Below are 13,085 nucleotides of genomic sequence, written 5' to 3' on the forward strand. Positions count from 1 at the left end.
ATTTTTTACTTCACCGTGCAATGTTGAAAAAGACGAAACACGCAATTCGGGCCGTATCGTTTGGGCGAAACAGTGATGTGTTGCGGTTACGTCAACCACTGCCCCCACCAATTTGTGGGACAACGTGAAAGTAGAAGGAGACACGGGAAATGCCAACTGGCACCGTGAAATGGTTCAATACGACCAAAGGCTATGGATTTATTGCTCCCGATGAGGGCGGCAAGGACGTTTTTGTTCACATCTCGGCCGTAGAACGATCCGGTCTGACCGGGCTTGCTGACAATCAGAAGGTCTCGTACGAGTTACAAGACGGACGTGACGGCCGCCAGATGGCAGCTGATTTGAAGCCTCTTTAACCCCCCGCCAAGTGTGGGAAGATCAATAAGGTCGGCGGCCAATTTCAGGCCGCCGGCCGTTTCAAAAGGTCCCAATCCTTACCCTCGCGCCGATTTCGCTCCGGCATGAGTGTGCCCGTTTTGTCCCATCGCAACGATACAGGACGTGCCGCTGGAATGGGTAACAACCATGGTTCAGTCACCCGATTTGCTGACCCAGACTTCCATGATCAACTCGGGCGCCTGCACCCCAGAGGCTGCACGGCTTGCACCGCACTGACGCTCGGGTTTCGAGTCCATTTTTGTTGTAGGCTAGCAAATCACCTCGGCGATCGGGGATTTTGCAGGTGCGGGTCTGGCCCATAACAGGCAAATCTCAACAAAGCATACTGCACATAACATGCGGCCAGCGTCACAACCGCATGGCACGATTTAACGACAACCGACGGTTCGGAGACCTGCATCATCCCTGCCGGATGACGTCCTCGAACTCGCGCCATTCACGCGCTGTCATGCCAGAGTTTTCCTGTGTAACGGTCTCACCCGCCAGCATTCTGCGCAAGCTGCCGACCATCTGCGCCGACAGGTTCACGGCACCCAGGCGGTAGTCTTCGAAGGCCCTGTAGGCAAACGGCACCCAGTCCGCCACGATTTTGCACATTGTGTCGGCGTAAACCCGGATCTCGTACTGGGCATGCGGGTCAGCGCGCAGCCGCAGGAAGTGGAATAGGTTGTGTAGATCCACCTTCCAATACCATTGCGTGTAAACATTGGCAGGTAGGTTCATCCGCGCAAGTTCACGCGCCAGCCCCTGCTGCCCTTCCTGGCTGATCATGGCTTCGTAATTGTCATAGCACCGCGTGCTGTCGGCTTTGAGAATTTCCAATACACGCGCCGCTTCTTCGCCCTCCAAGGCTGAGCCCCGCCCCTGGTTGTTCACCTCGGACTGGGCCGCCACATGGTCGGGGGCCGGGATATAGAACTCGCGATCCAGAATGGAGTACCGCGCCGAGTATTCGTTCACATTCGCCGTACGATGACGAATCCACTGGCGGGCCACAAAGACCGGAAGTTTGACGTGCAACTTGATCTCGCACATCTCGAACGGGGTCGAATGCCAGTGCCGCATCAGGTAGCGGATCAGCCCCTCGTCATTCTGCACCGACTTGGTGCCTTTGCCATAAGACACACGCGCGGCCTGACAAATCGCGGCATCATCGCCCATATAGTCGATGACGCGGACAAATCCATGATCCAGCACCTGATGGGCCGTATACAGATGCTCCTCCATTCCCGCTGCGACGACGCGGCGTGTGGGATGCGATTGCGCGCGTTGCGCTTCGATCTCGGCCAGTTGGTCAGAAGACAGCGGCATGAAATGGTCCTTTCCAGCAATGAGTCGCCGCCCACTATATATCGGTAGATCAGGCACAGGAACCGCGATATGTGCGCCCAATTGCCCAAACGCACAATTGTTTGCCCTCTGCCCCTCGACACCTTGCCTTGGCGCGCTAAGCTGCAGCGCATCACCTGCACAAAAAAGGATGGCACGATGGGGCTGACTTATCTTCACACCATGGTCCGCGTGAAAGATCTGGAAAAATCACTGGCTTTCTACGAGCTGCTGGGACTGAAGGAAACGCGACGTTATGAAAGCGAAGCAGGGCGTTTTACCCTGATATTCCTAGCACCTCCGGGTCAGGAAGATGCACCGATTGAGCTGACGTATAATTGGGATGGCGATGATGCACTGCCCAGCGACAGCCGCCATTTCGGGCATCTGGCCTACGGCGTCGACAACATCTATGAGACGTGCCAGCACCTGCAGGACAACGGAGTAATCATCAACCGCCCGCCCCGCGACGGACGCATGGCATTTGTCCGCTCGCCTGACAACATCTCGGTTGAATTGCTGCAAAACGGCAATGCCCTTGAGCCGGCCGAACCCTGGGCAAGCATGGAAAGCACCGGCCACTGGTGATCGACAGATGCTCAATCGGGGGCCGGCCTTAGCGGCCCGCCCCACTCAGTGTGACGTTGGTTAATCTGCCAACCGCAGGACAGGGGCATCAGGCTCATTCGCGCGGTCCGCCTCATGCGCTCCCACAGATCTGAAATCTCGCCTCCGACGTGGCTGATACGCTGGCTCAGTTTCCAGCTACTTCAAGACTTCCACATTACCCGTTCCTTGTAACAACGGGCGCGCTGGTCGAGGCCAATAACCATCGCGCCACCTTTTCGAATGAAGCGACAGGACTTGGAACAACTGATCCAAATGTCTTTCGAAATCGTTACCCTGTCACCCAACTGACCAATCTGCGTGACCGGATGCAGCCCGAAGCCATCCAATTGATCGCTCTTGTACCGAAACCAGACCTTGCCCGATCCGGGCCAAGTTCTTCTGGGCAGACCTTTTTTGTTGCACAACGCACATTTCATTGTGAGAATTCAGAAGGCTGCACGGAGATCTGGAAGCAAGACACATTATTCACCGATTGACCCCGCTCACGAAACCGCCCTGGTAACTGGCGCCACCAGAAATCCAGCGCAAGTTGTCATTGAGTTCGCATAGGCGGTTCAGGGTCTATGAAACACCGCATGAGGAAGAGCTTAAAAGAACCGGGAAACCCGGACAAATTATTCTCAAAGGGAGGAACGTATAATGAAGAAATTGACATCCACGGCCGTCGGGTCGCTGATTGCCCTAGCTGCCTCCATGTCGGCGGCGCAGGCAGACAAGCTGACCTTCTATTGCTCGGCCCAGGAAGATTGGTGTCAACTCATGGCACGCAGCTTCGAAGATGCGACAGGCATCGATGTGAACATGACCCGGAAATCGTCGGGTGAAACCTTTGCGCAAATTCGCGCCGAAAGCTCGAACCCTAAAGGCGACGTGTGGTGGGGTGGCACGGGCGACCCGCACCTTCAGGCCGCCGAAGAAGGCCTGACAATGGAATACGTGTCTCCAATGCGCGACCAACTGCACGACTGGGCGATTTCCCAGGCTGAAAGCGCCGGCAACCGGACGATCGGTATCTATTCAGGTGCGCTTGGTTATGGTTACAACGCAGACCTTGTCGCCGCAAACAACCTGCCCGAACCTGCCTGTTGGAAAGACCTTCTGAAGCCCGAGTACAAGGGCCACGTTCAGATGGCGAACCCAAACTCATCGGGCACGGCCTATACGACGCTGGCCTCGATGGTACAGATCTTCGGCGAGGATGAAGGCTTTGAGTTCATGAAGGGCCTGCATTCGAACATCAACCAATACACCAAGTCAGGCTCGGCCCCGATCAAGGCCGCGGGGCGCGGTGAAAACACCATCGGTATCGTCTTTATGCATGACGCCGTGAAGCAGGCTGTTTCAGGTTTCCCGATCAAGGTCGTGGCGCCTTGCGAGGGTACCGGTTACGAAATTGGCTCGATGTCGATCATCGAAGGTGCCCGCAACGTGGAAGAGGCGAAGAAGTTCTATGATTGGGCGCTGTCGCCCGAAGCTCAGAACCTTGCCCTTCAGGTCAACGCGTTCCAGGTTCCATCGAACAAAAGCGCCGAAACCTCGGAAAGCGCGCCTGACATGAGCCAGATCAAGCTGATCGACTATGATTTCAAAAAGTATGGCTCGTCAGACGAACGGAAGCGGTTGTTGCAGAAATGGGATGAAGAGGTTTCAGTTCTGCCACAATAAATGACTGACAAGACGACAAAAACGACCCATCCGGTCCTGATCTTTTGGATCATTGCCGGTTGGGTCGGATTCTGCCTGTTACCCTGGTACATGGTTGACGGCGGCCTGTGGTCGTTCGAATGGCTTTTTGACGGCTACCCGATCGACGAAGATTATGCACCCGCAGCATTTCTGATCGGACAAGGCGAGAAGCTCTGGCTTGCACCGCTTGTGATTGCCCTTTTGCTGCCTTTGCTTGCACTGGGGCGCGTCAAATCCGACCCGCTTTATGCTCGCATTCTGATCCTGTCCGGCGCACTCGGCTTCGGCTGGCTGATTGCTCAGGGGTTCAGTATCGGCATCAGAGGTTTCAACTTCGATTGGATGGAAGCGTTTTTTGGTGAACTCGGCGACCGCCAGTTCGGCATGGGCTATGGCGCGATGATATGCGCATCGAGTTTTTTGTTCCTGCTGACCCAGGGCATCGCGGCACGAGGCGCCATCAACGGTGATGTCTTCGTCGTCAGCGCAATCGGAGGCGTGATCACCATCGTCACCGCCTTTGTCTTTTTCCCTATCGCAAAGATGTTGTTTGCCGCCTTCGTCACCGAAGATGGCGCCTATTCAATTGCGGTATTCTTTTCGAAGTTCTTCGATGACCGGCTTTGGGGATTGGATTGTTTTTATGGGGCCAAGTGCGGCGCAGCCTGGAATTCCCTGTTCCTTGCCATCTTGGTCGGCTTCGTCACTACGATCCTGGGCCTGTGTTTCGCTTTGGTCGTGACGCGCTCGGGCTTCCGCTACAAGCGCGCATTGCGGGCCTTGACCGTTCTGCCGATCATCACGCCGCCCTTTGTGATCGGCCTTGCCCTCATCCTGCTGTTTGGCCTGTCCGGGTCTGTTACCCGCTTCATTGCCGATCTGTTGGGCACGCAACCAACACGGTGGCTGTACGGAATGCCCGGCATTCTGATCGCGCAGACGCTGGCGTTCACGCCCATTGCCTTTCTCGTTCTGATCGGCGTGGTGGAAGGCGTCTCTCCTTCGATGGAGGAAGCAGCCCAAACGCTCCGCGCCAGCAGATGGCAGACGTTCAAGACGGTCTCCCTCCCCCTGATGCGCCCGGGTCTTGCCAATGCCTTTCTTCTGGGTTTCATCGAAAGCATGGCCGATTTCGGAAACCCGCTGGTGCTGGGCGGAAACTTCGACGTTCTGTCGACCGAGATCTTCTTCGCAATCGTCGGCGCTCAATACGATCAGGGTCGCGCCGCCGTTCTGGCCATGGTGCTTCTGTTTTTCACCTTGTCAGCCTTCTACGCGCAGCGGGTCTGGCTGGGCAAGAAAAGCTATACCACTGTGACCGGTAAAGGTGACGCAGGCGTGCACCCATTGATGCCGACCGGCCTGTCTGTCCCTGTGCTGGTTGTCGCGCTTGGCTGGTCGCTGTTCACCGTCATTGTTTATGCAATGATCGTATACGGCAGCGTGGTCGAGTTGTGGGGCGTCAACAATTCGTTGACACTCAAACACTATGTGACCGCCTTTTCTGTGCGTTTCGAAGAAGAAGGCATTCGCTGGACCGGTGCAGCTTGGGACAGCTTCTGGACCACCATTACAATCGCCGCCATTGCCGCGCCGCTGACTGCAGCCGTAGGATTGGTGACCGCATATCTGCTGACACGGCAGAACTTTGCAGGCAAGAACGCCTTTGAGTTCGGAACCATGCTGTCATTCGCGATCCCCGGAACGGTGATCGGTGTCAGCTACATCCTTGCGTTTAACGTCCCGCCCATCGAAATCACGGGCACCGGCGTCATACTCATCGTCAGCTTTATCTTCCGCAACATGCCGGTCGGCGTTCGCGCGGGCATTGCCAGCATGTCGCAGCTTGACCGTAGCCTGGACGAATCCTCGCTGACGCTTGGGGCAAACTCGTGGCAAACGTTCCGGCGTATCATTCTGCCGTTGCTGCGCCCTGCGATACTGGCCGCGCTGGTCTACAGTTTCGTGCGCGCCATGACGGCGATCTCTGCCGTTATCTTTCTGGTCAGCGCGGAATATGACATGGCAACCAGCTATATTATCGGGCGGGTCGAAAACAACGACTATGGCCTTGCAATCGCCTATTCGACCACACTGATTTTCGTGATGCTGTCGGCAGTTGCGCTTATGCAGTTGATTGTCGGGCGGACTCAGATCGGACGGCGAATGACCCAGTCGCGCACTAGTGTTTAGGAGAGAATGACATGAGCCTGCAGTCCAAAGCCGCGCCGGTTCGGTTCGAATCCGTTACAAAAATGTTCGGCAAGGATGTGGTCGCCGTTGACAACATCAATCTGCATGTCGAGACCGGCAAGCTGGTTACGCTGCTGGGTCCTTCCGGGTGCGGGAAAACCACGACCTTGCGCATGATCGCAGGGTTGGAAATGGCAAGCTCGGGCACGATTCTAATCGGTGACCGGGACGTGACCAGACTGCCTGCGACCGACCGCGACGTGTCGATGGTGTTCCAATCCTACGCGCTTTTTCCGCACATGAGTGTGTTGGAAAACGTGATGTACGGTCTGACGTTTTCCGGCTTTGCGAAGGACGAAGCCCGAAGTCGCGCCTTGAACGGTCTGGAACTTGTTGGCCTCAAAGGGTTCGACAGTCGTCTTCCGTCCGAACTGTCCGGCGGTCAGCAACAGCGTGTCGCCGTCGCCCGGGCGCTGGTTCTTGAGCCTCAGGTGCTGCTGTTTGATGAGCCGCTGTCCAATCTCGACGCCAAGCTTCGTCGTCAGGTGCGTGAGGACATCCGGGCCATCCAGCAAGACCTTGGCCTGACTGTCGTCTACGTCACGCACGATCAGGAGGAGGCTCTGGCGGTTTCGGATGAGATCGTCGTGATGCGCAACGCGGCCATCGCTCAGATGGGCACCCCGCGCGAGCTATATGATGCGCCGAACGACCGTTTCGTTGCAGACTTCATAGGCGAGGCAAACCTGCTTGATTGCCAGATCGTTGGCACGGAAGGTGACACCGCCACAATCGAAATCGAAGGCTATCGCCATACGCTGCCGCGCCGTGGTTTGACGCCGGGTGGCGCCACCATCGCCGTCCGACCCTCGCGTCTGGTGATCGGCTCTGATCAGGGTATCCCCGCTACCGTGGCCAAGGCGACATATGTCGGCGTCCGGATGGAATACACGCTGACTGGCACTTTCGGTCAGGCCTTTGCTGTTCACGATGACGTCGACGCACCACTTGAGCCGGGCGCTGAGGTTAGGATGAGTTTTGCCGATAAGGGGCCTGTGCTACTTCCCGATTAGATGCCGAAACTTCTGATCATCACACATCCCGAGGTTTCAATTGATCCGGGCATCCCGATCACGGATTGGGGTCTGAGCGCCGTCGGCCGTGATCGTGCTACAGCATTCGCCTTGAATGGCGCTCTGGCGAATGTCACCCGGATTTGGACCAGCAACGAGCAGAAGGCCCGCGAAACGGGCGAGATCCTTGCCGCCGCTCGAAACCTGCGCCCGAAACAACACGCGGGCCTTGGCGAAAACGACCGCAGTGCAACCGGTTTCCTACCAAGGGAGGAGTTCGAAGCCGCCGCTGACGCGTTTTTTGCCCGACCGGAAACCAGCTATCGCGGTTGGGAAACAGCGGTCGAAGCGAAGGCGCGCATTCATTGGACTGTGACCGAGATCGTTAGTATGCACCGGGGCAAAGACCTGGCCATAGTCACTCATGGGGCGGTCGGAACACTATTATGGTGCGCACTTTCAGGCCTTTCAATTGACCGCCGTTACGATCAGCCTTCACAGGGTCATTTCTGGCAGGCAGATCTTTTGACACTCAAACCTCAGTCCGGGTGGGTCGCATTTACCTAGAGGTCAAGAACTCCACGCGTCCTCGGCGATCTCAAGCAAGGAACCGAAGACATCTGGTGTGCCCACAATAACGCGCCCTCCGTCCCGGATCATTGCTTCTGCGTCCTGATCTTCGATTGTGCCACCAGCCTCCGCGACCAGCAATTGCCCGGCCAGACAATCCCAAGCGTTCATATGCTCTTCCACATAACCCAGAAGTCTTCCTGCGGCGACATAAGCAAGAGACAGCGCCCCGCTGGCGTTCCGGTGGAACATGGCCCCACGTTCGATCAGTTCTGCAACGACAGGCAGGACATGGCGTGTTTCGACCCGGTTCGAATATCCTACGGCTACGGTTCCATCCCGCAACGCCACTCCGGATGCGACGTGAACCGGCGTACCGTTCAAGGTCGCCCCCTCTCCGCGTGTTGCCACAAATGTCTCATCGACATTTGGTTCATGGATCACCCCGACCATCGTGCGCCCTTCAGCGACGCCGGCCAGAACAATGGTATAAGCCGGAATGCCGTTGACAAAATTCGTCGTCCCGTCGATGGGGTCTATCACCCAATCGAAGCCACTTTCCCCTTCGGTCGCGCCATGCTCTTCACCGAACACTCCATCCTCGGGCCAGAATTCCGCGATCCTCTGACGGATGAATGTCTCGACGTTCCTATCCGCTTCGCTGACCCAGTCCTGAGCGCCCTTTTGGTCAACGACAAGATCGCCCCTGTCCGCAAAGTACTTTTTGGCGATTGCCCCAGCTTCTTTACAAACCGCAACAGCAAAATCCCGGCGTTCCGATAGTCGAGACATGGCCATTCCTTTTCCAGTTGAGAGACTGTTGCGCAAGTTCCCGCAATGGCCGGCACGCTGTCAACACCTGTTGCCAGCCGGGCTATTGATTTTTTAGCGCGCGCAAAGAATATGTAAAGCTATGATAAGATCAAGGCGGACAGTATCCGCAGGCAGACTGGCATGACCAAAATAAAGAATATGGAAGAGTTCGCGGCCCTCAGCGGGATTTCGCGACCGACGGTATCCAAGTACTTTCACGACCCCGATAGTGTTCGCCCGACGACACGGGCCCGCATCGAAGAAGCGCTGGAACGGTTTGACTATCGCCCCAATATCTTTGCGGTGAACCAAAACCGGAAGCTGACCAAGAATATCGGCATTGTCGTTCCCTATCTGGCCGACCCGTTCTTTGCCGAAATCGCGCGTTATCTGGAACAAAGCTGCATCGCGGCCGGGTATCGCCCTTCCCTGTTCAGTTCTCATGGCGAACAGAAGCTGGAAAATGAAATCCTGGACGGGCTGCAATCCCTGAAACCCGCCGGGGTTTTGCTGGCGCCATTGGGGCGGATTTCAGACCGTTCAGCGATCGAAGAGTTCTGCGCCAATGTGCCGACAGTTCTGTTTGACAGTAACCTTGATGGCCTTGGCGCAGCATTCGTCGGGTCGGACAATTTCAGTTTTGTCTCGCAAACTGTGGAATACATGACGCGCACTGGCGAACCGCCTTCGTTCTTCGAAATGCGGACGCCTGCCAACCCGAACGCCAACAAAAGACGCAAGGCCTATGTTGAGGTCATGGAGCGTCTCGGGTTTGAGCCACATATCATCAAGGTCGACGGCACGGGCTGGGCGTTTGAAGAAATTGGCCACAGGGGTGCACTGAAGGTTCTGGAGGAGCGCATGTTGCCGAGCGACTCGGTGTTATGCAGCAATGACCGGCTGGCCATCGGCTTTCTTGCGGCCTGCTACGAACAGGGGATTCGGGTCGGTCGCAAGGATGATTGCGCGCTTCGCCTGGCCTCGAATGACGACCATCCTTTCGCAAAGTTTACGTGCCCATCCCTGACAACAGCCGCGCATGACTATGACAATGTTGCCGGGCGCAGCGTCGAGACGCTGTTCGAACTCATTGAAAGTGGCGGGAAATTTGAAACGAGGACAGAGACGCTGTTCCCTGCAAGGCTTGTTTTAAGGGATTCTGCTTAGTTGCAGTTTTTTAACGCGCGTAAAGTTTTTATTGACGGCGCGACAATTTACACTCTAACCTCTCTGCACGACATCCAAGCTCAGGGAGGACAGGGATGTATCTGAAGAACGCACTTCGTGCGGCGACTGCACTGACATTCGTCGCCACGGCAGCAGCCCACGCGCAATCCATCACGATCGCTACAGTGAACAACGGCGACATGATCCGGATGCAGGGCTATACCGACAAATTCACCGAAGCGACCGGGATCGATGTGGAGTGGGTGACGCTCGAGGAAAACGTCCTGCGTCAGCGCGTGACCACCGACATCACCACCAAAGGCGGTCAGTTCGACATCATGACCATCGGCATGTACGAGACACCGATCTGGGGTGCGAATGGTTGGCTGGTGCCGTTGGACGGAATGTCCGCGGAATATGACGTCGACGATATTCTGCCCGCGATGGCCGGTGGCCTGAGCCATGAAGGGACGCTTTATGCGGCGCCGTTCTATGGCGAAAGCTCGATGATCATGTATCGTACGGACCTGATGGAAAAGGCAGGTCTGGAAATGCCCGAGGCACCGACCTGGCAATTCATTCGCGAAGCGGCGGCGGCTATGACCGACCGCGACAACGACATCAACGGCATCTGCCTGCGCGGCAAGGCGGGCTGGGGTGAAGGCGGCGCCTTCATCACGGTGACCGGAAACTCATTCGGTGCGCGGTGGTTTGACGAAAACTGGAAACCTCAGTTCGATCAGCCTGAATGGAAAGAAGCCCTGACCTTCTTTGTCGATATGATGGGTGAGTCCGGCCCCGCTGGCTATGCCACCAACGGCTTCAACGAAAACCTGTCGCTGTTCCAGCAGGGCAAATGCGGCATGTGGATTGACGCAACGGTCGCCGCTTCTTTCGTGACCAACCCCGACGATTCCACAGTCGCCGACAAGGTGGGCTTCGCACTGGCGCCCAATTCGGAAGGCGTGGACAAACGCGCCAATTGGCTTTGGGCTTGGGCCCTGGCAATTCCGGCAGGCACTCAGCAGGAAGACGCTGCCAAACAGTTTATCGAATGGGCGACCTCGAAAGACTACATCGAGCTGGTGGCCGAAAATGAAGGCTGGGCCAATGTGCCTCCGGGCGCGCGGACGTCGCTATATGAGAACGACAACTACAAGGCAGTCCCGTTCGCAAAAATGACGCTGGAATCGATCCTGATGGCCGACCCGCAGAATTGCTGCGCACAGCCGACGCCCTATACCGGCATCCAGTTTGTCGCGATCCCGGAATTTGCGGGTATCGCCACTCAGGTAAGCCAGGAGTTCTCGGCAGTCTATGCCGGACAGCAGACAGTGGACGAGGCCCTTGCCAAAGCGCAGGCCTTCACGGCTGAAGAAATGGAAGCCGCAGGATACTGAGGCATCCCTCCCCGGTGGGTGGGCAATGTCCCACCCGCCACTCTGACTTCCACAATTCCCGTTTTTCTCGCAGGCTATGCTTACGCCTGAACAGAGAGGTCTTGCATCATGGCTACTCAACACTCCCGATCCGTTGCGCGCCTGATGATGGCACCTGCCGTGGTCCTGCTGCTTGGCTGGATGCTCGTGCCTCTGACGATGACACTGTATTTTTCCTTCAAGAAGTACCTGCCGCTGCGCGGCGGTGATCTGGGCTGGGTTGGTTTCGACAACTATGTCCGGTTCGTCTCATCCAGTTCGTTCTGGCCCGCGGTGCAGGCAACGCTGGTTATTGTCGGCGGCGTTCTGGTGATCACGGTTATTCTGGGCATTCTATTGGCGATGCTGCTGGACCAGCCAATGTGGGGACAAGGCGTCGTTCGGATCCTCGTGATCGCACCGTTTTTTGTCATGCCCACTGTGTCTGCGCTGGTCTGGAAGAACATGTTCATGGACCCGGTCAATGGCTTGCTTGCCCACTTGTGGCGCTTTTTCGGGGCCGAACCAATTTCGTGGCTGTCCGAGGCGTCGATGACCTCGATCATCATGATCGTGTCGTGGCAGTGGCTGCCTTTTGCGACGCTTATCCTGCTGACCGCAATCCAGTCGCTGGACAGTGAACAACTGGAAGCGGCCGAGATGGACGGGGCACCGGTGCTGAAGCGGTTCTATCACATCATCCTGCCGCACCTCAGCCGCGCGATTACCATCGTGATCCTGATCCAGACGATTTTTCTTTTGTCGATCTTCGCCGAAATCTTCGTGACCACGGGCGGCGCATTCGGCACCCGCACACTCACCTACCTGATCTTCCAGCGCGTTTTGGAAAGCCAGAATGTCGGCCTCGGATCAGCCGGAGGTGTCTACGCCATCATCCTAGCCAACATCGTTGCCATCTTCCTGATGCGCATCGTTGGCAAGAACCTGGACGCGTGAGGAGGTAAGACCATGGCCCGCGCCGTCACAACCCGCCGCAAATCGCTGAACACTGCCCTTGCATGGGCCGTCGGTTTGCTGATCTTTTTCCCGATCCTCTGGACCATCCTGACCAGCTTCAAGACCGAGGCGCAGGCGATCGCCAGCCCGCCGCTGTTCCTGAATTTCGACTGGACGCTGGAGAACTACGCGATCGTACAGGAGCGCTCGGACTACATGCGGTTCCTGTGGAACTCGGTCATCATCGCGGGTGGTTCGACCATACTGGGTGTGATCATCGCAGTGCCCGCCGCCTGGGCCATGGCATTTGTCCCCTCGAAACGCACCAAGGACATTCTGCTGTGGATGCTGTCCACCAAGATGTTGCCTGCCGTTGGCGTGCTTTACCCGATCTACCTGCTGTTCATCCGGTTGGGTCTGCTGGACACGCGCGGGGGGCTGGTCGTGGTTCTGATGTTGATCAACCTGCCGATCATCGTCTGGATGCTCTACACCTACTTCCGCGAGATCCCGGGTGAAATTCTGGAAGCCGCGCGGATGGATGGCGCGACGCTGAAAGAGGAAATCCTCTATGTCCTCACGCCCATGGCCATCCCGGGCATCGCCTCGACGGTTCTGCTGAACTTCATCCTGGCTTGGAACGAGGCGTTCTGGACCCTCAACCTGACCGCCGTTGACGCGGCTCCGCTCACCGCGTTTATCGCCAGCTATTCCAGCCCCGAAGGCCTGTTCTTTGCCAAGCTCAGCGCGGCCTCGACCATGGCGATTGCACCAATCCTGATCCTTGGCTGGTTCAGCCAGAAACAACTTGTCCGCGGCCTGACCTTCGGCGCTGTGAAATAAGGAACAC

13 protein-coding genes are annotated in these 13,085 nt (G+C 56.9%); 11 read left to right on the top strand and 2 right to left on the bottom strand.

The annotated features are described in order from the left end of the window. Positions 1-149: 149 nt before the first annotated feature. Positions 150-356 carry a cold-shock protein gene (locus tag ACR0J8_RS13055; protein ID WP_008758035.1) on the top strand — a complete coding sequence of 69 codons (207 nt, stop codon included), beginning with the start codon at positions 150-152 and terminating at the stop codon, positions 354-356. Between the two features lie 442 nt (positions 357-798). Here the strand turns inward: ACR0J8_RS13055 and thyX are convergent, their stop codons facing one another. Next, positions 799-1,710, bottom strand: coding sequence for an FAD-dependent thymidylate synthase (gene thyX, locus ACR0J8_RS13060; RefSeq protein ID WP_480525449.1), 912 nt, complete (start codon positions 1,708-1,710; stop codon positions 799-801). Positions 1,711-1,887: 177 nt separating this feature from the next. Between thyX and ACR0J8_RS13065 the strand changes: the two genes are divergently transcribed. The 6 genes from ACR0J8_RS13065 to ACR0J8_RS13090 all read left to right on the top strand — a co-directional run bounded on the left by ACR0J8_RS13065 (position 1,888) and on the right by ACR0J8_RS13090 (position 7,877). Further along, positions 1,888-2,316, top strand: a complete 429-nt coding sequence (locus ACR0J8_RS13065; RefSeq protein WP_170614628.1) for a VOC family protein — start codon at positions 1,888-1,890, stop codon at positions 2,314-2,316. 149 nt (positions 2,317-2,465) lie between these two features. After that, positions 2,466-2,834 carry a hypothetical protein gene (locus tag ACR0J8_RS13070; RefSeq protein WP_480525447.1) on the top strand — a complete coding sequence of 123 codons (369 nt, stop codon included), beginning with the start codon at positions 2,466-2,468 and terminating at the stop codon, positions 2,832-2,834. Positions 2,835-2,997: 163 nt separating this feature from the next. Next, on the top strand, positions 2,998-4,023 hold the full coding sequence (locus tag ACR0J8_RS13075) for an ABC transporter substrate-binding protein (RefSeq protein ID WP_170619677.1): 1,026 nt from the start codon (positions 2,998-3,000) through the stop codon (positions 4,021-4,023). Beyond that, positions 4,024-6,237, top strand: coding sequence for an ABC transporter permease (locus ACR0J8_RS13080; RefSeq protein ID WP_480525445.1), 2,214 nt, complete (start codon positions 4,024-4,026; stop codon positions 6,235-6,237). Positions 6,238-6,248: 11 nt separating this feature from the next. Further along, positions 6,249-7,310 (top strand): ABC transporter ATP-binding protein, encoded by a 1,062-nt coding sequence (locus tag ACR0J8_RS13085; protein WP_480525443.1) that lies wholly within the window; start codon positions 6,249-6,251, stop codon positions 7,308-7,310. Next, the gene (locus ACR0J8_RS13090) at positions 7,311-7,877 is read left to right on the top strand and encodes a histidine phosphatase family protein (protein WP_480525441.1); all 567 of its coding nucleotides are present in this window, start codon (positions 7,311-7,313) and stop codon (positions 7,875-7,877) included. It abuts the gene before it with no gap. A 3-nt stretch (positions 7,878-7,880) separates the two neighbouring features. Here the strand turns inward: ACR0J8_RS13090 and ACR0J8_RS13095 are convergent, their stop codons facing one another. Continuing rightward, positions 7,881-8,672 carry an inositol monophosphatase family protein gene (locus ACR0J8_RS13095; protein WP_480525440.1) on the bottom strand — a complete coding sequence of 264 codons (792 nt, stop codon included), beginning with the start codon at positions 8,670-8,672 and terminating at the stop codon, positions 7,881-7,883. A gap of 162 nt (positions 8,673-8,834) precedes the next feature. Here ACR0J8_RS13095 and ACR0J8_RS13100 point away from each other — a divergent pair, with 162 nt between their 5' ends. From ACR0J8_RS13100 to ACR0J8_RS13115, 4 genes are all read left to right on the top strand, one after another. Next, positions 8,835-9,860, top strand: coding sequence for a LacI family DNA-binding transcriptional regulator (locus ACR0J8_RS13100; RefSeq protein ID WP_480525438.1), 1,026 nt, complete (start codon positions 8,835-8,837; stop codon positions 9,858-9,860). Between the two features lie 95 nt (positions 9,861-9,955). Beyond that, positions 9,956-11,260: an ABC transporter substrate-binding protein gene (locus ACR0J8_RS13105; RefSeq protein WP_170614621.1), complete on the top strand. Its 1,305-nt coding sequence runs from the start codon at positions 9,956-9,958 to the stop codon at positions 11,258-11,260. Between the two features lie 108 nt (positions 11,261-11,368). Then, positions 11,369-12,235 carry a carbohydrate ABC transporter permease gene (locus tag ACR0J8_RS13110; protein WP_170375757.1) on the top strand — a complete coding sequence of 289 codons (867 nt, stop codon included), beginning with the start codon at positions 11,369-11,371 and terminating at the stop codon, positions 12,233-12,235. Positions 12,236-12,247: 12 nt separating this feature from the next. Beyond that, complete coding sequence (locus ACR0J8_RS13115; RefSeq protein WP_170614620.1) at positions 12,248-13,078, top strand: carbohydrate ABC transporter permease; 831 nt, start codon at positions 12,248-12,250, stop codon at positions 13,076-13,078. The last annotated feature ends 7 nt before the right edge of the window (positions 13,079-13,085 follow it).

It is taken from the genome of Ruegeria sp. N11, from assembly GCF_056531525.1.

Excerpts from the sequence above, each read along its gene's own strand:
- ACR0J8_RS13100 (WP_480525438.1), top strand. The coding sequence starts at position 8,835 with ATGACCAAAATAAAGAATATGGAAGAGTTCGCGGCCCTCAGCGGGATT.
- ACR0J8_RS13075 (WP_170619677.1), top strand. The coding sequence starts at position 2,998 with ATGAAGAAATTGACATCCACGGCCGTCGGGTCGCTGATTGCCCTAGCT.
- thyX (WP_480525449.1), bottom strand. The coding sequence starts at position 1,710 with ATGCCGCTGTCTTCTGACCAACTGGCCGAGATCGAAGCGCAACGCGCG.
- ACR0J8_RS13080 (WP_480525445.1), top strand. The coding sequence starts at position 4,024 with ATGACTGACAAGACGACAAAAACGACCCATCCGGTCCTGATCTTTTGG.
- ACR0J8_RS13115 (WP_170614620.1), top strand. The coding sequence starts at position 12,248 with ATGGCCCGCGCCGTCACAACCCGCCGCAAATCGCTGAACACTGCCCTT.
- ACR0J8_RS13095 (WP_480525440.1), bottom strand. The coding sequence starts at position 8,672 with ATGTCTCGACTATCGGAACGCCGGGATTTTGCTGTTGCGGTTTGTAAA.
- ACR0J8_RS13085 (WP_480525443.1), top strand. The coding sequence starts at position 6,249 with ATGAGCCTGCAGTCCAAAGCCGCGCCGGTTCGGTTCGAATCCGTTACA.
- ACR0J8_RS13065 (WP_170614628.1), top strand. The coding sequence starts at position 1,888 with ATGGGGCTGACTTATCTTCACACCATGGTCCGCGTGAAAGATCTGGAA.
- ACR0J8_RS13110 (WP_170375757.1), top strand. The coding sequence starts at position 11,369 with ATGGCTACTCAACACTCCCGATCCGTTGCGCGCCTGATGATGGCACCT.
- ACR0J8_RS13090 (WP_480525441.1), top strand. The coding sequence starts at position 7,311 with ATGCCGAAACTTCTGATCATCACACATCCCGAGGTTTCAATTGATCCG.
- ACR0J8_RS13055 (WP_008758035.1), top strand. The coding sequence starts at position 150 with ATGCCAACTGGCACCGTGAAATGGTTCAATACGACCAAAGGCTATGGA.
- ACR0J8_RS13105 (WP_170614621.1), top strand. The coding sequence starts at position 9,956 with ATGTATCTGAAGAACGCACTTCGTGCGGCGACTGCACTGACATTCGTC.